Annotated in this window: 17 protein-coding genes and 1 pseudogene; 9 read left to right on the plus strand and 9 right to left on the minus strand. The window is 71.3% G+C overall.

Annotated elements, in window-relative coordinates; all coding sequences use genetic code 11:
* The first annotated feature begins 29 nt into the window (after nucleotides 1–29).
* Both BC793_RS18065 and BC793_RS49640 read left to right on the plus strand, forming a co-directional pair.
* Complete coding sequence (locus BC793_RS18065) at nucleotides 30–2,273, plus strand: putative bifunctional diguanylate cyclase/phosphodiesterase (RefSeq protein WP_239170077.1); 2,244 nt, start codon at nucleotides 30–32, stop codon at nucleotides 2,271–2,273.
* 377 nt (nucleotides 2,274–2,650) lie between these two features.
* On the plus strand, nucleotides 2,651–10,879 hold the full coding sequence (locus tag BC793_RS49640; protein ID WP_239170082.1) for a DUF7507 domain-containing protein: 8,229 nt from the start codon (nucleotides 2,651–2,653) through the stop codon (nucleotides 10,877–10,879).
* Between the two features lie 119 nt (nucleotides 10,880–10,998).
* Here BC793_RS49640 and BC793_RS18075 read toward each other — a convergent pair whose 3' ends face one another.
* Entirely contained in the window at nucleotides 10,999–11,613 is a 615-nt protein-coding gene (locus BC793_RS18075; protein WP_109593707.1) for a TetR/AcrR family transcriptional regulator, read from the minus strand.
* 41 nt (nucleotides 11,614–11,654) lie between these two features.
* Here BC793_RS18075 and BC793_RS51340 point away from each other — a divergent pair, with 41 nt between their 5' ends.
* Nucleotides 11,655–12,638: a saccharopine dehydrogenase NADP-binding domain-containing protein gene (locus BC793_RS51340; protein ID WP_109593708.1), complete on the plus strand. Its 984-nt coding sequence runs from the start codon at nucleotides 11,655–11,657 to the stop codon at nucleotides 12,636–12,638.
* 6 nt (nucleotides 12,639–12,644) lie between these two features.
* On the opposite strand, the pseudogene BC793_RS18085 reads toward BC793_RS51340, so the two are convergent.
* Nucleotides 12,645–13,466 (minus strand): annotated as a pseudogene (locus BC793_RS18085) (LysR substrate-binding domain-containing protein); the annotation flags it as partial.
* Nucleotides 13,467–13,538: 72 nt separating this feature from the next.
* On the opposite strand from BC793_RS18085, the gene BC793_RS18090 reads away from it, so the two are divergent.
* From BC793_RS18090 to BC793_RS18110, 5 genes are all read left to right on the plus strand, one after another.
* On the plus strand, nucleotides 13,539–14,669 hold the full coding sequence (locus tag BC793_RS18090; protein ID WP_109593709.1) for an NAD(P)/FAD-dependent oxidoreductase: 1,131 nt from the start codon (nucleotides 13,539–13,541) through the stop codon (nucleotides 14,667–14,669).
* A gap of 9 nt (nucleotides 14,670–14,678) precedes the next feature.
* On the plus strand, nucleotides 14,679–16,076 hold the full coding sequence (gene hglS / locus BC793_RS18095) for a 2-oxoadipate dioxygenase/decarboxylase (protein WP_109593710.1): 1,398 nt from the start codon (nucleotides 14,679–14,681) through the stop codon (nucleotides 16,074–16,076).
* Nucleotides 16,073–17,587 carry an L-piperidine-6-carboxylate dehydrogenase gene (gene amaB / locus BC793_RS18100; protein ID WP_109593711.1) on the plus strand — a complete coding sequence of 505 codons (1,515 nt, stop codon included), beginning with the start codon at nucleotides 16,073–16,075 and terminating at the stop codon, nucleotides 17,585–17,587. The genes hglS and amaB overlap by 4 nt, the downstream gene beginning before the upstream one ends.
* 663 nt (nucleotides 17,588–18,250) lie before the next feature.
* Nucleotides 18,251–18,553: a MerR family transcriptional regulator gene (locus BC793_RS18105; protein WP_373871228.1), complete on the plus strand. Its 303-nt coding sequence runs from the start codon at nucleotides 18,251–18,253 to the stop codon at nucleotides 18,551–18,553.
* A gap of 138 nt (nucleotides 18,554–18,691) precedes the next feature.
* Nucleotides 18,692–19,561: a hypothetical protein gene (locus BC793_RS18110; RefSeq protein WP_109593712.1), complete on the plus strand. Its 870-nt coding sequence runs from the start codon at nucleotides 18,692–18,694 to the stop codon at nucleotides 19,559–19,561.
* Here BC793_RS18110 and BC793_RS18115 read toward each other — a convergent pair.
* The 4 genes from BC793_RS18115 to BC793_RS18130 form a co-directional block, all read right to left on the minus strand.
* Nucleotides 19,530–19,982 (minus strand): hemerythrin domain-containing protein, encoded by a 453-nt coding sequence (locus BC793_RS18115; RefSeq protein ID WP_109593713.1) that lies wholly within the window; start codon nucleotides 19,980–19,982, stop codon nucleotides 19,530–19,532. The genes BC793_RS18110 and BC793_RS18115 overlap by 32 nt on opposite strands.
* A gap of 153 nt (nucleotides 19,983–20,135) precedes the next feature.
* Nucleotides 20,136–21,143 (minus strand): ABC transporter permease subunit, encoded by a 1,008-nt coding sequence (locus BC793_RS18120; protein WP_109593714.1) that lies wholly within the window; start codon nucleotides 21,141–21,143, stop codon nucleotides 20,136–20,138.
* The gene (locus BC793_RS18125; protein WP_109593715.1) at nucleotides 21,140–22,126 is read right to left on the minus strand and encodes an ATP-binding cassette domain-containing protein; all 987 of its coding nucleotides are present in this window, start codon (nucleotides 22,124–22,126) and stop codon (nucleotides 21,140–21,142) included. The genes BC793_RS18120 and BC793_RS18125 overlap by 4 nt, the downstream gene beginning before the upstream one ends.
* A gap of 95 nt (nucleotides 22,127–22,221) precedes the next feature.
* A complete protein-coding gene (locus tag BC793_RS18130; RefSeq protein ID WP_109593716.1) occupies nucleotides 22,222–22,920 on the minus strand; it encodes an SDR family NAD(P)-dependent oxidoreductase in 699 nt (232 codons plus the stop codon).
* A gap of 152 nt (nucleotides 22,921–23,072) precedes the next feature.
* On the opposite strand from BC793_RS18130, the gene BC793_RS18135 reads away from it, so the two are divergent.
* Nucleotides 23,073–23,651 (plus strand): dihydrofolate reductase family protein, encoded by a 579-nt coding sequence (locus tag BC793_RS18135; protein ID WP_109593717.1) that lies wholly within the window; start codon nucleotides 23,073–23,075, stop codon nucleotides 23,649–23,651.
* On the opposite strand, the gene BC793_RS18140 is transcribed toward BC793_RS18135, so the two are convergent.
* The 3 genes from BC793_RS18140 to BC793_RS18150 form a co-directional block, all read right to left on the minus strand.
* Entirely contained in the window at nucleotides 23,641–24,357 is a 717-nt protein-coding gene (locus tag BC793_RS18140) for a helix-turn-helix domain-containing protein (protein ID WP_109593718.1), read from the minus strand. The genes BC793_RS18135 and BC793_RS18140 overlap by 11 nt on opposite strands.
* Nucleotides 24,358–24,377: 20 nt before the next feature.
* Nucleotides 24,378–25,085 (minus strand): VIT1/CCC1 transporter family protein, encoded by a 708-nt coding sequence (locus tag BC793_RS18145; protein WP_203896254.1) that lies wholly within the window; start codon nucleotides 25,083–25,085, stop codon nucleotides 24,378–24,380.
* A gap of 109 nt (nucleotides 25,086–25,194) precedes the next feature.
* Nucleotides 25,195–25,806, minus strand: a complete 612-nt coding sequence (locus BC793_RS18150) for a class I SAM-dependent DNA methyltransferase (RefSeq protein WP_109593720.1) — start codon at nucleotides 25,804–25,806, stop codon at nucleotides 25,195–25,197.
* Between the last annotated feature and the right edge of the window lie 111 nt (nucleotides 25,807–25,917).

Genomic DNA, 25,917 nt, shown 5'->3' on the forward strand with positions numbered 1-25,917 from the left:
GCCGTTCAGCGACGCCGATCCTTGTCCTCGTGCGTGCTGGCGATCTGTGGCGGTGGTGTACGGCGGCCGGGGTGACGGCAACCGCCGGTTACTACCTGCTGCCCGCCGGGACCGTGCTCGCGAGCATGACCTACAACACGATCGGGCTGATCTTCGGCCTGCTCATCCTCGTCGCGGTGCGGTGGCACCGGCCGGCGCGCCCGTGGGCCTGGATCCTGTTCGGCACCGGCATGATCCTGTCCGTGGTCGGCGACTTCACCTGGTGGTATCTGGAGCACATCCGGCAGGAGGAGCCGTACCCGTCGGTCGCCGACGTGTTCTATCTGGCCTCGTATCCGCCGCTGATCGCGGGCCTGTTCCTGTTGCAGCGCAACCGCGGCCGGGACCTGGGCGGGCTGATCGACGCGGCCATGGTGGCCACCGGTCTGGGCCTGGTGCTGTGGGTCTTCGTCCTGCACCCGGTCGCGGCCGTGGACGCCGCGTCGATGCTGGAACGCGCGGTCAGCACCGCCTATCCGTCGCTGGACGCGCTGCTGCTGGCGATGGTGGCCCGGCTGCTCATCGACCGGCGGGTACGCACCCCGAGCACCGACCTGCTGGGCATGGCGGCCGTGCTGCTGCTCGTGGCCGACGTCGCGTTCTCCGTGGCGAGCCTGTACTTCGACTACGAGGGCCGGGCGATGGACTGGGGCTGGCTGTTGGCCTACGTGCTGTGGGCCGCCGCCGCGCTGCATCCGTCGATGGCGGCGGACACCCCGGTGGTGTCCGGCCCCGGCCGGGTGAGCCGTGGCCGGCTCGTCATCCTCGGGCTGTGCTCGGTGCTGGCGCCGGTCCTGCTGGTCATCCCGTCGGTCGGCGCCGACACCGTCGACCGCGTCGTCATCGCGGCCGGCGCCGCGGTGCTGTTCGTGCTCGGGGTGGCACGGATGGCCGTGGTGATGGCCAAGGTGCGCGGTCAGGCCGTCGAGCTGGAACGCCTGGCCAACCAGGACGACCTGACCGGCCTGCACAACCGGCGGCACTTCTACCGGGCGCTCGGTGAGGCGCTGGTGGGCAGCCGTCCCCAGGTCGTGCTGCTGGGCCTGAACCGGCTGCGCGCCATCAACGACGAACTGGGGCACCTGGCCGGCGACGACGTCATCGTGCAGATCGCCGACCGGATCCGCGCCCTCGCCGGCCCGGACGCGCTCGTCGCGCGGCTCAGCGGCGACGAGTTCGCGGTCCTGGTCCGGGACGCCCCGGAGGGCGGGGCCGACGCGGTCGCCGGACTTCTGGCCGGTGCGGTGCACGACCCGGTCGACACCAGGGGGTACGAGGTACTCGTCGGCGCCGGGATCGGGGTGGCCGGCGGAGCCGACGCGGCCGGCCCGGCGGAGGTACTGCGCCGTGCCGGTGTCGCGATGTTCGCGGCCAAGCAGAGCGGCGAGCCGTACCGCCGGTGGGCGCCCGGACTCGACGAACGGTCGGTCGAGGAGGCCCGGCTCGGCGCACAGATCCGGCACGCCCTCGCCGAGCGCCAGTTCCAGGTGGTGTACCAGCCGATCGTGGTGATGCCCGAGCAGCGTGTGGCGGCCGTCGAAGCCCTGGTCCGCTGGCATCACCCGCGCCTCGGCACGGTCAGTCCGGCCCAGTTCATCCCGGTGGCCGAGCGCAACGGGCTGATCGTCGAGCTGGGCGCGTGGATCCTGCAGACGGCCTGCGAGCAGCTGGTCCGGTGGACCGTCGAGCTGGGGCCGGACGCGCCGGACCGGGTCAGTGTCAACGTGTCGGCCCGCCAGCTGGCCCGGCCCGGATTCGCCGGGACGGTCGCGGACGTGCTGGCGCGTACCGGCCTTCCGGCGTACCGGCTCACCGTCGAGGTCACCGAGACCGCGGTGTTCGACGGCGGACCGGCGGTGACGGCGCTGCACGAGCTACGGGCGCTGGGTGTGCGGATCGCGCTGGACGACTTCGGCACCGGCCACTCGTCGCTGGGCCTGCTGCAGAACGTGCCGGTCGACATCCTCAAGATCGACAAGTCGTTCGTCGACCGGATCACCGAGGCCGGCCGGCACGCCGTGATCGCCGAGGCGATGATCCAGGTCAGCAACGGCCTCGGCCTGGACGCCGTGGCCGAGGGCGTGGAGACCGCCGAGCAGGCGCAGGCACTCACCCGCCTCGGCTACCGGCTGCTCCAGGGTTACCACTTCGGGCGTCCCGCGGCCGAGCCGGAGTTCGCCCGGATCCGGGTCGCGCGCGGCCTGACCGTGCCGGGTGCCGCCGCCCTTTCCTGAGATGGGGAAAAGCCGCCCGGAAATGTGCCGAGTCGCCTGAGGATCCATTACGGCCGGTTCGGACAATTTGTCGTACGCAGGGAAGTACTGCGGCTTTTCCGACGTCGCGTTACCACCGGGACCGCTGCGGTCAATGGTTCGAAATGACGCCGACGGGCGCCCGATGATCGCCCCGGTCGTATTCGGCGCGGGTGGCCGTACAAATATGAGGATTTTCTTTTTTGCGGTCTTGGTGTCGTATTAGCCTGCAATGGCCCGGGTAGGGCCGGGCTTCCGGCCTGCGTCACCAGCACCAACGGGGGAAGTCCGTGCGTGGGCTAGGCAGGCGCGTCGCCACTGTGCTCGGCGCGATCACGATGATGCTGACGTTGTCACTGGTGCTGCCTTTCCGGGTGACGCCCGCGGTGGCCGCGCAGACGATCTGCCCGACGGCGGTGTCGCTGACCAACGGCGACTTCGAGCAGCCCGTGATCCCGGCCGGCCAGGTATCGATCATGGCCCAGACTCTGGTGCCGGGCTGGCTGACCACCGCCCTCGACAAGATGATCGAGCTGTGGCGCGGCTACGGCGGTGTGCCGGCGGCGTCCGGCAGCCAGCACGCCGAACTCAACGCCAACGTGGTGTCGACGCTCTACCAAGACCTCACCACGATCCCGGGTCAGATCCTGCGATGGCAGCTCAACCACCGCGGCCGCACCGGCACCGACACGATGGCGGTGATCATCGGGCCACCCACCGGGACACTGGCGCAACAGGGCCCCAACATCTCCGACAACAAGACCACGTGGGGTTCCTACACCGGCACCTACACGGTGCCGGCCGGGCAGACCAAGACCCGGTTCGCCTTCAAGTCGGTGTCGTCGGCCAGCGCCGACCCCAGTATCGGCAACTTCCTGGACGCGGTGTCGTTCGGTTCGGCCGGCTGCCTGACCACCACCACCGCGGTCGTCAACACCTCCGGCTCCTCGACCGCCAACGTCGGTGACACGCTCACCTACACGGTGAACACCCGCAACGACGGCGGCAGCCCGGCCAACCTGTCGACCATCACCGACACACTGCCGCCCGGAACCACCTACGTCCCGGGGTCACTGCGGTCGGTGACCGGGTCGACGACCACGAAACCGACCGACACCGTCGGCGACGACGCCGGTGAGTACGTCAGCGGCAGCCGCACGCTCAACCTGCGGGTCGGCACCGGCGCCACCGGCTCGGCCGGCGGAACCCTGGCGCCCGGTGAGTCGCAGACGATGTCCTACCAGGTCGTCGTCGGGTCGTCGATCGCCAACACGACCCTGAACAACGACGCGACGGCCACCTACACCGAGGTGGTCACCAACACCTCGCCCACCTCGAGCTCCAACGGCGTGAGCATGACCGTCAACCCGGCGGCCGACCTGTCGGTGACCGCGTCACTGGGCAGTACGGCCGTCGTCGCCGGGCAGTCGGTGAGCTACACCGTCACGGCCGCCAACGCCGGCCCCAACACCGCGAACACGGTGGTGCTCACCGGGACCGTGCCGTCGGGGCTGACCGGCGTGACGGCGACGTCGGCCGGTGGCACCTGCACGGTCAGCGGCACCAAGGCGACGTGCAACCATCCGAGCATCGCCTCCGGCGCCACCCGCACCATGACCGTCACCGGCAACGTGCCCTCCGGGGAGACACCGGGCACGTCGTACACGCTGGGCGCGGCGATCACCAGCGCCACGTACGAGACGAATCAGTCGGACAACTCGGCATCGGTGAGCAACGCGGTGACCGGCAGCGCCGACCTCGACGTCGCCATGACCTACTCGCCGTCGGCGCCGGCCGGTGGCGACACCATCACGTACACGGTGACGGTCAAGAACAACGGCCCGTCGACGGCGCGGACCATCGTGCTGTCCGACCCGATCCCGATCGGATCGACCAACGCACAGGCGACCCTGTCGGGCGGCACCTGCGCCACCACGTCGACCGGCACCATCGAATGTTCGCTGGCCGCGCTCGCGTCCGGGGCGACCGTGACGGCCACCATCACGATGACGCTGTCGAACTCCAACCCGGTCGTGAACAACGCGGTCTCCCTGAAGGCGGCCACACCGGACCCGGACGTCAACAACAACATCGTCACCGTGACCGGTGCGGGCGCCCTGGTCGCCGACGTCGGGATCACCCTGTCGCTCGGCACGTACACGGCGTACGCCGGGGACACCACCACCTACACCCTGCTGGTGAAGAACAACGGCCCGTCGATGGCGGACAACGTCTCGTTCATCCCGGTCCTGCCACCCGGCGTGACCATCGTCCGGCCGTCCACCGGACCGATGGCCGCCTACTGCACACCCACCGCCTGCACCATCCCGCATCTGCCGCCCGGGGCGACGATCCCGCTCTCCGGCAGCGTGGTGCTCGGGCCCGACGCCCAGGCCGGCCCGGGCACCGCCACGGTCACCGTGGTCACCACGACCACCGACCCGAACGCCGCCAACGACAAGCAGACCGCCAACTTCACGGTGCTGCTGCGCAGTGACCTGTCGGTGACGCAGACGCTCGTCAACCTCGACCGCGGCGGCCACACGCTGGTGCCCGGCGAGCGGGTCCGCAGCGTCGTGACGGTCGCCAACGCCGGCCCGACCCGTGCCGAGGGTGTCCTGCTCCAGCGGCCGGTACCGGCCGGGCAGACCGTGCCGACCGCCTCCACCTCCGCCGGGTCCTGCTCGTTCCAGGGCACCACCGACCTCAACGGCATCACCCCCGACGGTGGCCTGTTCATCTGCACCCGGTCACTGATGGATGCCTCGACGACCTGGACCATCACCCTCGACACCCTGCTGAAACCGGGATACAGCGGCACTGCGTTCGCCCGGACCGTGACCGTCTCGTCCACCTCGACCGACCCGGTCGCCGCCAACGACAGCGTCACCACGACGGCGACCGTCGAGCACATCTCCGACCTCGACCTCGCCCAGACCACCGGCAGCCCGACGGTGGTGGCCACCGACCCGGTGCAGTTCACCGTCACCGCCCGCAACAGCGGACCGTCCGACGTGGCCAACGTGGTGGTCCAGGTCCAGCCGCAGACCGGCCTGCTGATCAGTGCCGGGTCGGGGTTCGGCAGCTACGACCCGGGCACCGGCCGCTGGTCGATCCCGGCGCTCGCGGCCGGCGGATCGGTCACCCTGACCCTGTCCGGTACCGCGCTCAGCGCCGGCACCCCGAACAACGTGGTCCGGGTGGTGTCGGCCGACAGCACCGACCCGGCGACGGCCAACAACACCGCACAGACCGCCGTGGCCATCACCCCCAGCACCGCCTCGTTGAAGATCACCGGCACCGCCACGGTCACACCGTCCAGCCGGCAGAACGCGGCGCTGACCGGGGACGCCGTCACCTACCGGTTCACCGTCGTCAACGACGGCAACGTGACGATGAGCCAGGTCGTCGTACGGGACGCGCTGACCGGGACCGCCGACTGCCCGGGCACGACGCTGGCCGCCGGTGCGCAGATGGTCTGCAGCAGTCCCGTCCCGTACACGATCACCCAGGCGGACTTCGACGCCCAGCAGCCGGTCTACAACAACGCGACGGTCAACGCCCGCCCTCCCGGCGGCGCGGCGGCGGTCAGCTTCGGCCCGGCACCGGTCACCGTGCAACTCGCCGGCGGTACGGCGTCCCTGCGGGCCACCGTCACCGCGGCGGTCAACCCGGCCGGGCACACCGGTGCGGCGCAGGCCGGCGACACGGTCACCTACACGTACGTGGTGACCAACGACGGCAACGCGTCCCTCGGCCAGCTCTCCGTCACCGACACCCGGGGCGGACCGGTGACCTGCCCCGGCACCTCCCTCGCCGTCGGCGCGGCGATGACCTGCACCAGCAGCAGCCCCTACGTGGTCACGCAGGGCGATGTGGACGACGGCGTACCGATCCGCGACTCGGCCACCGTCGGCGGGCGCCTGGCCGGCTCGAACACCACCCGCACGTTCGGGCCGTTCTCCACCGGTGTCCCGGTGGCCGCGGCCGCGCCGTCGCTCACCGCGGTGGTCACCGCCGCCGTGACACCGCCGGCCCGGCAGAGCGCCGCGGCCCCCAACGACACGATCAGCTACTCGTACGCGGTGACGAACAACGGCAACGTCACGATGTCCTCGATCGCCGTCACCGACACGAAGGTCGGCACCGCCAGTTGCCCGGCCTCCACCCTGGCCGTGAACACGACGATGACCTGCACCAGCTCCGCCTCCTACCGGGTGACCCAGTCCGACGTGGACGCCGGCACCCCGATCACCGACAGCGTCACCGTCGCCGGCCGTGCCCCCGGCGCCCCGGCTGCCAACTACGGTCCGTTCACCGTCGGTGTGCCGGTCGCCGTGGCCGCCCCGGCCCTCGCCGTCGCCGTCGTCCCGGCCGTCACCCCGCTCGCCCGCCAGACCGCGGCCCGCGCCGGGGACACGATCGCGTACTCGTACACGGTCACCAACAACGGCAACGTGACCATGTCGAACATCGTCGTCAGCGACACCCGGCTCGGCGCCGCCACCTGCCCGGCCACGCCGCTCGCCGCCGGCGCCACCGCCACCTGCACGGCCGTCGGCACCTACACCGTCACCCAGGGAGACGTCGACGCGGCGACCGGTGTGGTGGCGACCGCCTCCGTCTCCGGTCGTGGGCCCGGTGCCGCCCTCAACACCGTCTACGGGTCGAACACCGCGACCGTACCGGTGGCCGGACCGACACCGTCGCTCTCCGTGACCGCGGTCGCCACCGTGTCCCCGGCCGCGCACCAGAGCGCCGTCCGGGTCGGCGACACGATCACCTACACGTACACCGTCGTCAACGACGGCAACGTGACCATGACCGGCATCGGCCTCACCGACGCCCTCACCGGGGCGGTGAACTGCCCGTTCACCTCCCTGGCCGTCGGCGCGTCGATGACCTGCACCACCGCCGTACCGCTCACGGTGACCCAGGCCCGGATCGACGCCGGCCTGCCGATCACCGCGAGCGCCACCGCCACCGGCACCACACCCGCCGCCACCAGCCCGTCGTTCGGGCCGTTCACCGTCACCGTCGGTGTCGCCCCGGCCGTCCCCGCCCTGAACATGCTGGTCACCGCGACCGTGAACCCGGCTTCCCGGCAGAGCCAGGCGCAGGCGGGCGACACGATCGACTACACCTACGACGTCAGCAACACCGGCAACGTGACGATGTCCTCGATCGGCGTGACCGACCCGATCGCCGGCGGCGTCAACTGCCCGTTCACGTCCCTCGCCGTCGGTGCGTCGATGACCTGCACCGGCGCCTCGGCTTACACCGTCACGGCGGGCGACATCACCGCCGGGAACCCGATCGTCGACAACGCCGTCCTCGCCGCCCGCGCACCCGGCGCCGGAATGGACGGCACCTATGCCACCGGCAGCGCGAGTGTGGCGCTGGAGCGGGCGACCGCCTCACTCACCGTCACCATCACACCGACGGTCAACCCGGCTGCCAATCGGTACGCCGTAGCGGTCACCGACACCATCACGCACAGCATCCTGGTCACCAACAACGGCAACCAGCTGATGACCGCGATCAGTCTCAGTGACCCGTTGACCGGCACCGCCGTCTGCCCGTTCACCACCCTGGCCGCCGGCGCGTCGATGACCTGCACCAGCGGGACCGCCTACACCGTCCTCCAGAGCGACCTCGACACCGGCGGCCCGGTCACGTCGACCTTCGCGGTGACCGCGCAGAGCCCTCTGGACCTGGCCCCCGTCCTGCTGCCGGACTCGTTCCCGGTGGCGGTGCCGGTCGCGCCCGCCAACCCGCTGCTGCACATCACCCCGGTCGCCGTGCCCACCGGCACCGTCGTCGGCAGCACCGTCGCCTTCGGCATCACGGTGCGCAACATCGGCAACGTCACCATGACCGACCTCGTGGTCAGCGGCGACACCTCCGGAACCGCGACCTGCCTGGCGACCTCGCTCGCCCCCGGCCTCACCACGACCTGCACCGGCGCCACCAGCGCCACCATCACCCAGAACGACATCGACACGGGGCTGGCGATCACCGACACCGCCCAGGCCGCCGCCCGCCGCTTCGGCACGCTCACCGATCTGATCTTCGGGCCGCAGACCGCGAGCGCCCCGGTCGCCGCCGCGGCGCCGTCCCTGACGATCACCAGCGCGGCCACCGTCTCCGACCCGTCGCGGCAGACCGCAGCCGCGGCCGGGGACACCATCTCGTACGCCTACACGATCACCAACGACGGCAACGTGACGATGGACAACTTCGCCGTCACCGACAGCCTGATCGGACCGGTGAGCTGCCCCGCCGTGACGGTCGCACCGGCCGGCACGGTGACCTGCACGGGCGGGCCGGCCTATCCGGTGTCGCAGGGTGACGTCGACGGCGGGCAGCCGATCCTCTCCGACGCCTACGTGCTCAGCCGGCAGATCGGGCTCCCGGCGCCGTACTCGTACGGCCCGGCCGTCGCCTCGACCGCGGTCGCCCCGCCAGCGCCGTCATTGACCGCGACCGTCGACGCGGTGGTCACCCCGGCCGGGCACCAGACCGCGGCCGAGGCGGGTGACACCGTCCAGTACCGGACCGAACTGACCAACAACGGCAACCAGACGATCACCGGCATCACGATCAGCGACCCGCTGGCCGGCACGGCGAGCTGCCCCGGCACGACCCTGGCTCCGGGGGCGTCGATGATCTGCACCAGTGCCTCCACGTACACGGTCACCACCGCCGACATCGACGCCAACGTCCCGGTCGGCACCACCGTCACCATTGCCGGGCGCAGACCGGGCGATGCCGCCGCCGGCACGCTCCTGACCCCGCAGGCCAGTTTTCCGGTGGTCGTCGCCGGGCCCGCCCTGACCATCGTCGCCGAGTCCGCCGTCACCCCCGGTGGGCACCGTGACCAGCTGGTCCGCGACGACATCGTCGACTACGGGTTCACCGTCCGGAACACCGGCAACGTCACGATGACGTCGATCACCGTGACCGGCACCCGTACCGGAACCGCGAACTGCCTGGCGAGCACGCTCGCCGCGGGCGCCACCACCACCTGCGTCGCCGGCACGCCGTACCGGGTGACCCAGCCCGACGTGGAGGCCGGGCTGCCCATCGTGGAGAGTGCCCAGGTCAGCGGCCGTGCTCCCGGCGCCACCACCGATCTGACGTTCGGGCCGGCCACCGACACCGAGCAGATGGCCGTCGCCGCCGACTCACTCGACCTGTCCGTCGCCGCCGTGGTCACCCCGGCGTCCAGCCAGCTCGCCGCGCGCGCCGGTGACACGGTGCGCTTCCGGTACACGGTCGTCAACGACGGCGACGTCGAGGTCGCCGGCATCGCCGTCGACGACCGGCTCGTCGGGCTCGCCCAGTGCCCCGGCACCAGCCTGCCCGTGGGCGCCTCGATGATCTGCACGAGCCAGGCGGCGTACACCATCAACCAGGCCGACATCGACGCCGACCGGGCCATCCGCGAACCCGCCACGGTGACCGGCCGGCGACCCGGAACACCCGCCGACACCGCCTACGACGAGGACGCGGCGACGATCCGGCTGGTGGCCGGGCACGGCAGCCTCGTCATCGACATCAGCGCCACCATCGAGGACCGGACGGTACGCCCGGCCGACATCACCTCCACCAACGGCAGACCCGCCGTCGGCGACGGCATCCGGTACCGCTACCTGGTCCTCAACAACGGCAACGTGACGATGTCCTCGGTCGCCGTGACCGACGTACGGATGGGTGCCATCCCGTGCCCGAAGTCCAGCCTCGCGGTGGGGGAGCTGATGACCTGTGTCGCCCCCGACCTGTACGTGGTCACCCAGGAGGACATCGACAGCGACCGCATCATCACCACGATCGCCACCGTCACCGGCCTCGAACCGGGCGCCACGGCACCGTTCGAGTCCGGCCCGGCCGCCGTCGACACCCCGGTCGAGCCGCAGGCGCCCGCCGTCGCCGCCGAACAGACCGTCGCCTGGGCCGACGTCGACGGCGACGGTGCCCTCGGCACCAGCGACGACGTCACGTCCACGATCGTCGTCGTCAACACCGGCAACGTCACCCTGCACGACATCCACCTGACCGGGCTGCCGGTCGGCGTCACCTGCCCGAAGACCACCCTCGCACCGGGCGAGAGCATGACCTGCGTGTCCGACACCTACCATCTGACGGCCGACGACATCGCCGCCGGCCACGGCAATTTCCTGGTACGGGCGAACGCCACCACCCCCGGTAACACGGGCGGGGTGCAGGCCGACGCGCCGGCCTCGATCGAGCCGTCCGTGCCGGGCCCCGTACCGTCGCCGTCGCCGTCGGTGACCACTTCGTCGTCCCCGTCGCCCAGCCGTACGCCGTCGCCGTCGGTCTCGCCGTCCCGGTCGGTGACGCCGAGCCGGTCGCCGTCGCGCACCGCCCCGGCGTCGCGGCCCCCGTCACGTTCGCCGTCCCCGTCACCGTCGCGCACCGACGACGGCGGTGACCCGGGCGACAACCCGATCACCGGCGGCGACCACCTTCCCCTGCTGGCCGGCGGCACGGTCCTGCTCGGAGCGGGTGTCTTCCTGCTCCTCCTGAGCGCCCGCCGGACCCGGCAGTTCCAGCTTCCCGACTGACTAGCACCACAGAACGCCTCTCGCCAGCGGTCAGGCACCTCCAGGCCACCCATACAAGATCTTGAAAACCTCGCCTTGGCTACCGCGGGATTCCGGTGTCGGACGGGAACGGCCAGGCCTCAGGCGATCAGGGTGCGGGTCAGGCAGTCGGCGGCCCAGGTGCGCCAGCGGTCGTGGGGCCACCCCAGGTGGTCCACGAGCAGTAGGTAGGTCTCGGGGGAGAGCAGCGCCACCGCGGTGTCGGCGGCCGCTGCCACTTCCGTACGCAAGGGGGTCTTCTCGGCGAGGGACGCGGCGAAGGTCCGCTGCACCTCGCGGTGATGGTTGATGCTCGTCGCGCAGACCTCGGCCAGCTCCGGATCCGTGGCGGCGTTGCGGATGATGTCGAGCAGGCGGGCAGCGCGGCGCAGCACCTCCCCGACGCCCTCCACCTGGAGTTCGATCTGGCGATTCGGGTCGGGCTCGGCCAAGGCGGCATGGACCCACGGGCGGTCCAGTGTCGGAATCGGCTCGTCGTCGCCGGCGATGGCCCGGTCCAGGGCCGCCACCAGCACCGCTCGCTTGTTGCCGAACGAGTAGTAGACCGTCTGCTCGCTCACCCCGGCCGCCGCCGCGATGGCGTTGATGCTGGTCGTCGCATACCCGGACGTGGTGAACGTCGCTGTCGCGGCGGCGACGATACGGGCTCGGGTGGCGCGGGCCCGCTCGGCCCGGCCGTCGGTTTTTCCGGTCACAACGCTTGACTATAGCGGCACTACAAAAACATTCTTAGAGCATGACTACAAAAACCCTGATCGTCGGCGGGTACGGCGCGGTCGGCCGTGAAGCCGCCGCGGGGCTGGCCGGGCACACCGAGGTCGTCGTCGCCGGGCGGAACCCCGACCGGGCGAAACATGCCCATGCGATCCGCCTCGACCTGCGCGATCCGGCCCAGATCGACGCCGCGCTCGACGGGGTCGATGCCGTGCTGATGTGCGTCGAGACCGGCAACGCCCGCCTCGCCCGCGCCTGCCTCGACCGCGGTATCGGCTACGCCGACATCACCGCCACCCCGTCGGTGATCGCCGAGTTGGAGAGGGTTCACGTCGCGGACGCACCCGCCGTGCTCAGCGTCGGCATCGCTCCCGGCGTCACCAACCTGCTGGCCCGGCACGTCAGCGACCTCGCTCCCGGCGAGCCGGTCCGGATCGGGGTGCTGCTCGGCTCGGGGGAGCGCCACGGCACCGCCGCCGTGGCCTGGACCGTCGACGGCCTCGGACAGGAACAGGGCTCCTGGACCGCCGACTTCCCGGCACCCTTCGGGCGCCGGACCGTGCACCGGTTCCCCTTCTCCGACCAGCACACCCTCAAGCTGCCGGACGTGCGTACCGGATTGGCTCTCGACTCGCGGTCCTCGACCGCGCTGCTCGGCGCCGCCAACCGCCCTGCCGTCGCGAGGTTCTTGAAGAGCCCGGCGATCAGGCCCCTCACCGACCGCCTCTTCGGCGGCCTCCACCTGGGGTCCGACGGTTTCGCGGTGATCGCCGAGGCCGGTGGCGTCCGGGCGTCGTTCACCGGCCACGGTCAGAGCCGCGCCACCGGCCTGGTGGCCGCCCACGTGATCCGCCGCCTACCCGCGCTGAACCCCGGAGTCGCCCACCTCGAGGACCTCGTCGACCCCACCGAGTTTCTGACCGCCCTGACCGCCGACGGGTTCGAGCTGCAACTCCCGCAGCACCTGAAGAACAGCCGCGACGTTGGGCCGATGCTCGGCCGATGACCGGACCACCGCGACGATGTGCCGCTCGAAGGTCTCCACCAGTGGCAGCACGTCGAACCGCGACGGCCGCAGGCGCAGCATCAGTCCGGTGACCGTGCTGAGCCCGATCCCGGCCTCCACCAGCGCCAACGACACCGCGGTGTCGACGACCTCGTGCCGCAGCACCGGCTCGATCCCGGCGCGCCGGCAGACGGTGCGGATCGCCAGGCCGTAGTGGGTGTTCTCGGGCGGCAGGATCCACCCGAGCGGCGCGCCGGTGCCGGCCAGGCTGACCGGTCCCGGCGGCAGCGACCCGCTCGGCGCGGCGAGCGCGAACCGTTCCCGGTGCAGCGGCATCACCCGCAGCGACGGATCCCGGCGGATCGGCACGTCCGGGTATTCCAGCCCTACCGCGAGATCGACGGTCCCCGAGGCGACCACGTCGTAGACGTCGTCGACGACCAGTTCCCGGCTGCGCACGACGAGATCGGGATGACGGTGCGCGACCCGGGCCAGCATCACCGGGAGGATCTCGGCGGCCGCGGTGGCGAACAGCGCCATCTGCAGCTCCCCGGCGACGCGGCCGGCGCTGCGTTCGAGGGCGGCCGTGGCGGCGGCCTCGATGTCGAGGATCTGCTGGGCGTGCCCGGCGAACGCGAGCCCGGCGTCGGTGAGTTCGACACGCCGCCCGACCCGCCGCAGCAGGGGCACACCGGCGGCGCGTTCCAGGGCGCTGAGCTGCTGGGAGATGGCCCCGGCGGTGTATCCGAGCGCGGCGGCGGCCGCGGTGACCGTGCCGCGGCGGCGCAACTCGACGAGCGACCGCAGCTGCACGCTCGTCCAGTCCATATAGAAAACCTAAAGGATTTCGTCGGCAGATCAGGAATAGACGTCAACGAAGACCGCGGCCGACCATGAGACATGGGCAAGGTCGTGATCATCGGCGGCGGTGCGATCGGCACCAGCATCGCCTTCCATCTGGCCGAGGCGGGGGTACGCGACGTCGTGCTCCTCGAACGCGGCGAACTCGGCGCCGGGTCCACGTGCAGGGCCGCCGGTGGTGTCCGTGCGCAGTTCTCCGACCGGATCAACATCGAGCTGGGCGCCCGCAGTCTGGAGGCGTTCGGGCGGTTCGCCGGGCGCCCGGGCCAGGAGATCGACCTGCACCGGGTCGGTTATCTCTTCCTTCTGTCCACCCCCGAGGACGTCACGTCGTTCGAGGAGGACGTCAAGCTCCAGAACGAGCTGGGCGTCGGCAGCCGCATGATCGACGTCGCCGAGGCGAAGGCGCTGTCGCCGCTGATCAACACTGACGGGCTGCTGGCCGCCGCCTGGTCACCCGACGACGGGCACTGCACGCCGGAGTCGGTGGTGCTCGGTTACGCCTCGGGCGCCCGGCGGCACGGCGCGACCGTGCGGACCGGGGTGACGGTCACCGGCATGGACACGGCCGGCGGCGAGGTCCGTACCGTGCACACCGACCGCGGCCCGATCGAGGCCGACGCGGTGATCTGCGCGGCCGGGGCCTGGTCGGCGGCGGTCGGCGCGATGGCCGGCGTCGATCTGCCGGTCACCCCGCTGCGCCGGCAGATCATCTTCACCGAGCCGATGCCGGAGCTGACCGGCGTCGTGCCGTTCACCATCGACTTCTCTTCGACCTTCTATTTCCACCGGGAGGGACGTGGTCTGCTGATGGGCATGTCCGACCCGGAGCAGGAACCCGGCTTCCACCTCGACTACTCCGACGCCTGGCTGCCCCGTTTCGGCGCGGCCATGGGGCGCCGGGCGCCGGGCCTGCTCGACGTCGGCCTGCGCAACGGCTGGGCCGGGCTGTACGAGGTCACCCCCGACCACAACGCGATCATCGGCCGGTCGGCGAACCTGCTGTACGCCACCGGGTTCTCCGGCCACGGCTTCCTCCAGGCGCCGGCGGTCGGCGAGGTGATCCGCGACCTCTACCTGGACCGGACCCCGTTCGTCGACGTGTCCCCGCTGTCCACCGACCGTTTCGCTCTCGGCGCCGAGGGCCGCCCCGAGACGCACATCGTCTGAGAGGACCTGATGAGCACGATCGCCCCCTGGCAACTGCGGGCCGCCTTCGCCCGGCGCCTCTCCACGATGTACGGACGTGAGGTGCCCGCCTACCAGACTCTCGTCCAGGTCTCCGAGGAGGTGAATCGCGACGTCGTCAGCCGGGAGGGTGACCGGGCGCAACGGCTCGGCACCATCGACCGGATCACCGCCGAACGGCACGGTGCCATCCGCGTCGGCACCCCGGCCGAGCTGGCCCAGGTCGCCCGGATCTTCGGGGCGCTCGGCATGCGCCCGGTCGGCTTCTACGACCTGCGGGAGGCCGCGAAGAGCGCCGTCCCGGTGATCTCCACGGCCTTCCGCCCGGTCGACGCCGACGAGCTGGCCCGCAACCCGTTCCGGGTCTTCACCTCGATGCTGACGCCGGCCGACCCGCGGTTCTTCAGCCCCGGCCTGCGTACCCGCCTGGAGACGTTCCTCGCAGCCCGTGAACTGTTCGGTCCCGAACTGCTCGGCCTCGCCGACCGTGCCGAAGCCGAACACGGCCTGCCCGCCGACGACGCCGAACGGTTCCTCGACCTCGCTGTCCAGGCCTTCGAACTCTCACCGGAACCCGTCGACCGCGCCTGGTACGCCGAACTCGAGGCGGTGTCCGCCGTCGCCGCCGACATCGGCGGAGTGCGCAGCACCCACATCAACCACCTCACCCCGCGCGTGCTCGACATCGACGAGCTCTACCGGCGGATGACCGGCCGCGGCATCGAGATGATCGACGCCATCCAGGGCCCGCCCCGCTGGCGCGGCCCCGACGTCCTGCTGCGCCAGACGTCCTTCCGCGCCCTCGCCGAACCCCGCGCCCTGCGCGAGCCCGACGGCACGATCACCACCGGTGCCCTGCGCGTCCGGTTCGGCGAGGTCGAGGCACGCGGCGTCGCCCTCACCCCGAAAGGCCGATCACGGTACGACACACTGCTCACCGAGATCGACCAGAGGTCGGCCGGCAGTCCCGGGCGCAGCCGCGCGGACGTGGCCGTCGAGGTCTGGGAGCAGGGCCTGCCGGACACCGAAGCCGGCCTCCGTGAGCAGGACCTCGCGTACTTCACCTACACGGCCGCTGCCGGCCGGCCCGGTGGCGTACCCCCGGAAAGCCTCTCCGACCTGGTCGAACAGGGCTGGGTGACGGCCACCCCGATCGTCTACGAGGACTTCCTGCCCCGCTCGGCCGCCGGGATCTTCCAGTCCAACCTCGGCAGCGAGGGCAGCCGCGACACCCGGGCCACGGGCGTCGGCTACGACCAGGACTGGCTCGCCGGGGCGATCGGCAGAGACATCCACAACCCCTTCCATCTGTACGCACGGGAGCAGACCGCCTCCATCGAGACGGCCGCCGCGACCCTGCACCTGACGACGCTGAAGGACATCCCATGAGCTTCCTGCCGACCACCCTGCAGCTGCGCGACCGTGCCCAGGGCGCCCTCGACCGGATCGGGGTGACCGTGCCCGTGGGCGACGACCTCCCCGCGCGGTCCCCGATCACCGGCGAGCAGCTGTTCGGGCTGCGGGCCACCACCGCCGAGGAGGCGGAGCGGGCGATCGGCGAGGCCGCGGAGGCGTTCCGCACGTGGCGTACCACGCCCGCGCCGGCCCGTGGCGACCTCGTGCGCACGCTGGGCGAACTCCTGCGTACCCATAAATCCGACCTCGCCGACCTGATCACCATCGAAGCCGGGAAGATCCGCTCCGAGGCGCTCGGCGAGGTCCAGGAGATGATCGACATCTGTGAGTTCGCCGTCGGACTGTCACGGCAGCTCTACGGCCGTACGATCGCCTCGGAAAGGCCCGGCCACCGCCTCGCCGAGACCTGGCATCCGCTCGGTGTGGTCGGAGTGATCTCGGCCTTCAACTTCCCCGCGGCCGTCTGGTCGTGGAACACGGCCGTGGCGCTGGTCTGCGGCGACGCCGTCGTGTGGAAGCCCAGCGAACTGACCCCGCTGGTCTCGCTCGCCGCCAGTCGCCTGCTGGACCGCGCGATCGAGCAGGTGGGCGCACCCCGTGAGCTGCACCGGCTGCTGCTCGCCGGCCGCGCCGTCGGCGAGCGGCTCGTCGACGACCCGCGGGTGGCCCTGGTCAGCGCCACCGGCTCCACCCGGATGGGCCGCGAGGTCGCCCCGCGGGTCGCCGCCCGCTTCGGCCGGGTCCTGCTGGAGCTCGGCGGCAACAACGCGACGGTGGTGGCACCCTCCGCCGACCTGGACCTCGCGTTGCAGGGCATCGTGTTCGCCGCCGCCGGAACCGCCGGCCAGCGCTGCACCACCCTGCGCCGTCTCATCGTGCACCGCGACGTCGCCGACCAACTGGTCGAGAAGCTGGCCACCGTCTACGGCCGGCTGCCGATCGGCGATCCGTTCGAGGACGCCACCCTGGTCGGCCCCCTGATCACCGACGCGGCCGCGGACGCCATGACCGCCGCCCTGGAGCGCGCCCAGGCCGACGGCGGCAAGATCGTCGCCGGTGGCCGCCGCCTGGACACGGTGGGCGGCGCCTACGTCGAACCGGCGATCGTGCGGATGCCCCGCCAGTCCGGCATCGTCCGTGAGGAGACCTTCGCGCCGATCCTGTACGTGCTCACCTACGACAGGTTCGAGGAGGCGGTGGCCCTGCACAACGACGTGCCGCAGGGCCTGTCGTCGTCGATCTTCACCCGGGACCAGCAGGAGGCCGAACGTTTCCTGGCCGCGGACGGCTCCGACTGCGGCATCGCCAACGTCAACATCGGCACGTCCGGCGCCGAGATCGGCGGAGCCTTCGGGGGCGAGAAGGAGACCGGCGGCGGCCGTGAGTCGGGCTCGGACGCGTGGCGTGCCTACATGCGCCGGGCCACCAACACCGTCAACTACTCGAGCACCCTGGCCCTGGCCCAGAACGTCAGCTTCCTCTGACACCGCAGACCCGGCTCAGCTGGCCTCGGCGGGACACCCCAGAAAAACTAGGTCCAAAGAACTAGATTTTCTGTTGCGGTGTGGGTAACGTATCCGGTGTTGACAACGAGAGATCGTCGAAAACGCAGACGACGTGCTGAGCGTCAAGCAGGGCCCGGATCATCGTGGCTCGCTCAGCATCCGCGATGGAGGCCGACCTCCGTCGCCCAGAAATTCGGTAAGGGAAGTGGTAAGTGAAGACCCTGACGTAGTTCCAGGTCGGGGCAGTCAGGGAGCTGATGTGGTGTTCGGGGCTCCCTGGTCAGAACAGTTCGTCGCACGTGTGGGGGCCATGAAGTCGCGTGGGGTCTCCATGCCGGCGGACAGCAACACAGGATTGCAGGAAGAAGTAGAGGAAAGGGAGGGCTCAACACCGTTGGATCGCCCGCTACCAGGTCGAGTTCGGGCCCAGGAGCGGACACCGTAGTTGCCTTTGATTGAGAGGTGGTCTCCGGTCACGCTTATGCGATCCCCGCACCTCACGTCGTCCCTGACGACGCGTGCGGAAACGAGAAAACCGATGAATCTTTCGGTAGATGGTGTTTGACCCGTAACCCTGGGCCCCGGCGCTTGTGCGCCGGGGCCCTCGTCGCGCGAAAGGTCCATATGGCACGTTCGGAAGCCATGCTTGATGACGATGACTACCCCGCCTACACGATGGGCCGCGCCGCGGAGATCGTCGGCACCTCGCAGGAGTTCCTGCGCCGGCTCGACGAGGCGAAGCTGTTCACCCCGTTCCGCTCCGCCGGTGGCCACCGGCGCTACTCCCGCTACCAGCTGCGCCTCGCTGTGCGGGCCCGGGAGATGGTCGACGCCGGCACCGCCCTGGAGGCGGCCTGCCGGATAATCATCCTCGAGGATCAACTCGAGGAGGCGCTCGAGGAGAACCGCAGGATTCAGCGCGAACAGTCGGCAGAATCCGCCTGACCCCGACAGCTACGGTCCTTTCCCAGCAGGGGAGGGGCCGTTCGTCGTTTCCGGCGCCGGCCGTGCCGTCCCCGCGACGGCGGCCGGCGCGGCGATCGACATCGCCGTTACCGTGTCCGGGGACCGGGGGAGGACCGCATGGTGGGAGCACAGGCGCCGGATTGGGTGCTCAACGGCGAACCGGAGCCGCCGGTGCTGTGGGCGGCCGTGTATTTGGACGAGGCCGACCTCGCGATCGCGCAGCTGTGGCACGACACGGCCGAGGCGGCGCTCGGGCCGATGGTCCGGCCGGCCGGGGCGCCCCGGATGCGGCGCAGCCACGGCGGTCGGCACGGGGTGACGGTGCGGCGCCGCTCGTGGGCGGACATGATGCATCCGAGCCTGGAGAGCGCCTGGGCGACCTGGGGTTACGGCGACGAGCGGCCACACGGGCCGGTCGAGCACGTCCGGCTCGGCGCCTGGCGGCATGACGGACCGTACCTCCAGCTCACCCTCAGCGCGGGGCTCGTCGACGCGTCGGCCATGCCGGCGCTCGCCGACGCCGTGGTCGACGTGGTCCGCACGGTCGGCGACCGGGCCGACCTCGGGTACGGCGAGATCGCCGACCGGGTCCGGATGGGACCGTCGACCGATCTGGACTGGGCGCTGCGGCGCTCGGATGAGGACAGTCTCCGCGACAGCCGCCGCCACCTGCGCGGATACGGCTGGGTGACGGTCTGCCCGGCGGCGATCGCGTCAGCCCTCGGCGGGGCGGCGGTGATGCGCGACAGCGGCGCGTTCACCGAGGTCGTCGAGTTGGCGCCGGGTGGCCTGCTGCTGCGGGCCACCCGGACGACCTTCGACTACGACGACGCCGCGGTACGCCGTGTCTTCGAGGCGCTGCGCCCGGTTCTCCCGCCGGGACGGCCGGAGCAGCCGGCGTACGAGACGCTGCCGCACCTGGTGATCGAGGACGCGGTGATGGAGGACGCGGGTCTCACAGTGGTCCCAGAGCCTCCTCCGGTGTGACGTGCAGGTCGAGGGACTCCAGGACGGTCAGGAGCTTGCGTTCCTCGTACCGGAAATGGTTTTCCATGATCGCGCCCACGCCCTCCAGATGCCGCCGCACCTCCTCGGGCCCGGCGGAGCGGTCGACGGCGGCCTGGAGGCCGCCCAGCAGGTAGGCGATCATCGAATGGTCCTGCTCCAGGGATCGCAGCACCGGGCGCAACTCCGGGTGGGCGGCGGCGATGGCCGGGAACAGGGTGCGGTCCTCGCCGCGGTGGTGGCCGTCGAGGGCGGCACAGAACCCGCGGCAGTAGAGCAGCAGGTCGTCGACGGCCATGTCGCCCGACTCGAGAGTCAGGCGCAGAGCGGAACGCAGGCGCGCGTGAACCGCGCGCATTTCTTGAGCCCAGGCCACCAGCCTGGTCGTCTCGCGCTCAGACACGCGATGACGAAGGGTACGACGGCAACGTCGGTCTCCTTCGGTCCGGCGCCTCCATGCCTGACACGGTCTGCCACCGGCACGCGACGCTGGGAACACCCTATCGCGACAGCCCCCGGCCCACGCGGGGACCGGGGGCTGTCGCGTGTCAGTGGCTCAGCTGATGTCGCGGCGGCGCATCGACCACAACGCGGCGCCCACGACCACCGCCGTGACCACCGCCATGCCGATACCCGCCGTCTGCCAGGTCATCGTGAACGTGTCGGGCGTACATCCGCCCTCGGAGGAGTAGTTGCAGGAGTCGATGTCCTCCACGACGTACTCCTTGTACATCCAGACGAAGCCCCACATCGGCACGAGCCAGGCGTCCGGGTACTTCGCGCCGGAGAGCCCGGCCATGATGTAGACGCCGATCTGCAGCGCCCCGAGGCCGACGAGTGCGCCCAGCGCCATACCGGTGTGCCGGCCCAGCGACGCCAGCGCGAAACCGAGCGCACCGGCGACCACGACCAGGGCCAGGCCGCGCAGCCCGGTCAGGCCGAACGACTGCCAGACCCCGGAGGTCATCTTCGCGGTCGTGCCGCGTGTCTCGGCGATCAGCAGGAACGCGCCGGTCCACACCGCACCCAGCAGCACCGACAGCCCGGTGAACCAGCCCAGGACGACGGCCAGCTTGGTGCCCAGGACCTGGAGCCGCTTCGGCCGCCACAGCAGCAGGTTCATCATGCCGCCGCTGTTCCATTCGGAGCCGACGAACGACGCGCCGATCAGGAACGCCGCCGAGGCCAGCAGCACCGCGAGCAGCGTGATCATGTTGGCGTACTCGCTGCGCAGATCGAAGGTCTCCGCCATGTACCAGGTGTAGTCGAACTCGTCCTGTGTCGGCGTCCACATCTCGTCGCAGTTGGCCGGCCAGTTGGCGGCGTCCGGGGTGCCCGGTGCGGCCAGGCACTGCGCCTTGTCCCGTTCGGCGGTCTGCACCGCCTGCTGGTAGTCCTGCGCCGCCTGGGCCTTCGCCGCCGCGACCTCCGAGTCGGTGACCTGCTTGTTGCTGAGGAAGGTGCCGACGATGATCGCGGCCATGATCAGCAGCACGCCGCTCAGGATCACCGAGGTGAAACGGCGCCGGAACAGGCGCCGGGTTTCCGCGCGTACCAGGCTCATTGGCCCCATCCGTTCTTGGCGCCACTGATCGAGGACTCGTCGACCTGCCGGTTCTGCCCGGCGACCGGCGCGGTGCCGGTCAGCTCGAGGAAGACGTCCTCGAGGTCGGCCGAGACCGGGGTCAGCTCACTGACGTAGACGCCGCGCTGGGCCAGGACCTTGGTGATCAGCGCCGGGTTGGTGGCGTTCGCCACGGTGAAGTAGTCGTTCTCCAACGTCACCTGGGCACCGGCCTCCCGCAGCGTCGTCGCCGCGTCCAGCAGGTCCACGCCCGTCTCCAGTCGCACCCGGACCGCGCCGGACGTGTGCTGGGCCAGCACCTCGGCCACCGAACCGGAGGTCACCCGGCGGCCCGCCGAGATGATCGTCACCGAGTCGCAGATCAGCTGGATCTCACCGAGGATGTGGCTGGACAGCAGCACCGTCATGCCGGAGTCGGAGAGGTCGCGCATCAGCGTGCGCATCTCCCGGATACCGCCCGGGTCCAGACCGTTGGCCGGCTCGTCCAGGATGAGCAGCTTCGGCTCCTTGAGCAGCGCCGACGCGACCGCCAGGCGCTGTTTCATGCCGAGCGAATAGGTCTTCACCCGCTCCTTGGACCGGTCACGCAGGCCCACCTGGTCCAGAACCGCCGGCACCCGGCTGCGGTTCACCCCGCCGGCGTCGGCGAGCAGGCTCAACGTGAGCTCGGCGCTGAAGTTGCCGAAGAACTGCGGGCTCTCCACGATGGCGCCGACCTGCCCGGCGACCTCCGGCAGATGCTGGGGCACCTCCCGGCCGAGGATCGCCATGCGGCCGCCGTTGGGCTTGATCAGCCCGAGCAGCGTACGCAGGGTCGTGGTCTTGCCGGAGCCGTTCGGCCCGAGGAATCCGTGCACCTGGCCGGCTTCGACGACCATGTCGAAGCCGTCCAGTGCATTCCGGACACCTTTGCGGCTGCGGTAGGTCTTTCGCAGCCCTGATATCTCGAGTACGGGGGTCACTCGCCGCACCCTAGATCAATGGCGCCACCCTTCGTGTCCCAACACCGGCGAAACCGTTCATCGGTACGGGTGACAGCGCCCCGCCGCACCCCGGATCACCAGGGCAGCGGCCCGAACCGGTCGACGTAACGGCCGGTGCCCGCGTCCTTGTCCTCGGTGGCCAGCGCCACGATCGCGTCGGTTCCCTCGGTGACCGTCTGTGGCCCACTGTTCGCGTTGAGGTCGGTCGCGGTGTATCCGGGGTCGACGGCGTTGAACCGGATGTCCGGGAACGCCTTCGCGTACTGCGTGGTCAGCATCGTGACCGCGGCCTTGGACGCGGTGTAGAGCGGCGCGACGACCTGGGACTCGATCCGGGCCGGATCGTGGGTGAGCGCCTGCGACCCGAGGCCGCTGGTCACGTTCACCACGGCCGGGTCCGCGCCGTCGCGCAGCAACGGCAGGAAGGCCGCGGTCATCCGGACGATGCCGACGACGTTGGTGTCGAGCACCAGGGTGGCGTCGTCACCGGTCAGTTCCACGGCCGGTGCGTGCGGCCCGGCGATCCCGGCGTTGTTGATCAGCACGTCGACGTGTCCCTCGTGCGCGGCGACGTCGGCGGCCGCGGCGGCGACCGAGGCGTCGTCGGTGACGTCGACGGCCACGAACCGGCCCCCGATCTCGGCGGCGGCCTTGCGGCCCCGATCGGCGTCCCGGGCCCCGACCAGGACGGTGTGCCCCAGCTGGGCGAGTCGGCGGGCGGCCTCGAAGCCGAGTCCCTTGTTGGCGCCGGTGATGAAGACGATCTTTGACATGCCTCCACCCTCGGCCGTCGCGCCCCGCCTATCCAGAGACCACTCCTCGGTAGGACCCCCGGTACCACCCGGGATGTCGTTTCCGTCCAAGACGGCCGCCCGGTCAGGCCCTAACGTGGACCCCGCAGCCCCGGACCTGAGGAGAAAGCACCATGCGTGACCTGGTCTACACCGGTTTCATGTCGCTCGACGGCGTCGTGGACTCGCCCGGCGGCGGGCCCGGCGAGGAGCACCGCAGCGGCGGATGGGTGTTCAAAGACCTCGAGTTCGTCGAAGAGGCCTGGTCGCTGAAGGGTGAGGAACTCGCCGACACGACGGCGCTGATGTTCGGCCGCCGCAGCTACCAGGCGTTCGCGCAGACCTGGCCCGGCTCCGAGGACCACGCCGGCTACCGGGACCTGCCCAAGTACGTGGTGTCCTCGACGCTGCCCGGTGACGCCGTGGTCGACGGGTGGGGACCGACGACGATCCTGCGCTCGGCCGACGACGTCGCCGCACTCAAGCAGGGCGACGGCGGCGCGATCTTCATCCACGGGAGCGCGGAACTGGCCCGGCGGTTGTCCGACGCCGGCCTGATCGACCGGTATCACCTGCTCGTGTTCCCGGTGCTGCTCGGTGCCGGGAAGAGCCTGTTCGGCCGGGCCGACCGCGACAAGCACATGCTGACGCTGCGCGAGTCGCAGAGCTACCCGAACGGGATCCTGAAACTGATCTACGACGTCAGGCGCTGACCGGCGCCCGCCGCTCCAGATCGAGGGCGATCGCGCCGCCGGCACCGTCACGCAGCTGCCCGACCGTACGCCCGACGTAGGCGCGCAGCGCACGGGCCAGGTGCGGCTCGTCGAAATAGTCGAGCGCGGCGACGACGTCACCGGCCGGGTCGCCGCCGGCCAGCAGCTCGGCCGCCGTACGGGCCCGCTCGATCTGCCGGACCGCGCCGCGCGTCAGCCCGGTCGCGGCGCGGAACCGGCGCTCGACGGTGCGTCCCGACACGGCCGGACGGCGGCCGCGCAGCACCTCGGCGACGAGCGGATCACGGACCACGGTCCCGGCCCGGACCAGCCTGTCCACCAGGACCTCGACGTCGTCGGGGCCGGGCGTCTCCCAGCGGGCGCCGTCCAGCCGGAACGCGCGGTGCGTCGTGTCCGGCAGGGTGATCCCGCCGTCGACCAGCGCCGCCGTCGGCACGACCCGCAGCGAGGTGCCCACGGCGAACTCCACGCCGGTGAAGATCGCCCCCTCCGGCACCGGTGCCGTGCCGGTCCGTGTCTCCGGACCGGTGACCGCCGCATGGGCCCGCCCGGCCTGCTCCCAGAACACCAGGCCCCAGCGCACCCCGGCGACCGACGTCATCTCGGTGACCTGCTCACTCATACAGGTCCACACGCTGTCCACCCACGGCGAGTCTGATCGACGCGTCCCGAACCGCAGCCCCACCGCCGAAGAATACGCCCGCGTCAGTGCAGGACCCCGCCGGCCAGGGTGCCGATGCCGTAGGTGACCGCCATGCCCGCCGCGCCGCCGAGCACCAGCCGGGCCACCGCCCGCCCCGCGCGGGCACCGCCGAGGCGGGCGCTCAGATACCCGGTGGCGGCGAGCGCGACGATGACCACGGCGAAGACGACGGCGACCCGGGCACCCGGCGGCGGCAGCAGGATCGCCGCGAGCGGCAGCAGCGAACCGGCCGTGAAAGCCACCGCCGACGCCACGGCCGCCTGCCACGGGCTGGTGAGCTCGTCCGGGTCCAGGTGCAGCTCCACGTCGGCGTGTGCGGCGAACGCGTCACGGGCGGTGAGTTCCCGCGCCACCTGAAGAGCGGTCGCCGGGCTCAGGCCCTTCGCCTCGTACAGTGCGGCCAGCTCCTGGAACTCCTGCTCCGGGAACTGCGCCAGCTCCGCCCGCTCCTTGTCCAGCAGCGCCCGCTCACTGTCGCGCTGGCTGCTCACCGACACGTACTCGCCCAGGGCCATCGACACCGCACCGGCCACCAGGCCGGCCACGCCCGCGGTGGCGATGGGGCCGGTCGCGGTGGTCGCACCGGCCACCCCGACCACCAGTCCCGCGGTCGACACGATGCCGTCGTTGGCGCCGAGCACCCCGGCCCGGAGGCGGTTGAGCCGCCCGGCAACGGTCGTGTCGTGCGCCTCACCAGGATGCGGACCCACGGTCACTCCTCGATCGGTCGTACCGCCGGCGAGGGCGGCAGCCGACCTGTACAAGAGCGATGACCGGCGGCGGATTCCCGGCCGCACTCCCGCAACGGCACGGCGGCGGTCACGGTGAATCGCGGTCGCCGTACACCGCGGCGATCGCACCGTGCGGACGGTGCGCGGGGTCGACGGCGCGCAGCAGGCGCTCGACCTCGGTGAACCCGGCGGCCGACAGCCGGGCGGCCAGTTCCCCGGGCGGCCAGCGGTACGCCGTGGTGACCTTGTGGTCGAACGCCCCCACGACGTCGCCGGTGAAGAAGCCGATCACCAGCCGCCCGCCGGGAGCCAGCAGGCGACCGAACGAGGCGAGCACCCGGTCCAGGGCCGGCGGCGGCATGTGGATCAGCGAATACCAGGCCAGGATGCCGGTGACCGAACCGTCGGCGAACGCGACCTCGGTCAGCGAGCCCAGACGATAGTCACCGTCCGGGTGGGTGGCGCGCGCGTGGGCGATGAACTCCGGGACCAGGTCGACACCGATCGCCTCGACACCCAGGGAACGCAGATGGGCGGTGAGGTGGCCCGGACCGCACCCCAGATCCAGCACCGGACCCGGCGTACCGGCCAGGTGGCGGCCGATCAGCGCGAGATCGTCGGCGTGCACCTTGTCCCCGGCCCCGAACAGGTCGATGTAGAGGCCGGCGACCGAGGTGTACGCCTCGCGGACGTGTTCCATCAGCGCGGCGCCCGTCGTGGCGTGGCGATCCGGCGGGCACACGGCGTCGCCGCGGCCGGGGCCGCGGACGGCAACCCCTCCGGTGCGGGTCTTTCCGGCATCGGAACACCC

Origin of the sequence: Actinoplanes xinjiangensis (assembly GCF_003148685.1) — a bacterium.
In the GTDB taxonomy this organism is placed as follows: domain Bacteria; phylum Actinomycetota; class Actinomycetes; order Mycobacteriales; family Micromonosporaceae; genus Actinoplanes; species Actinoplanes xinjiangensis.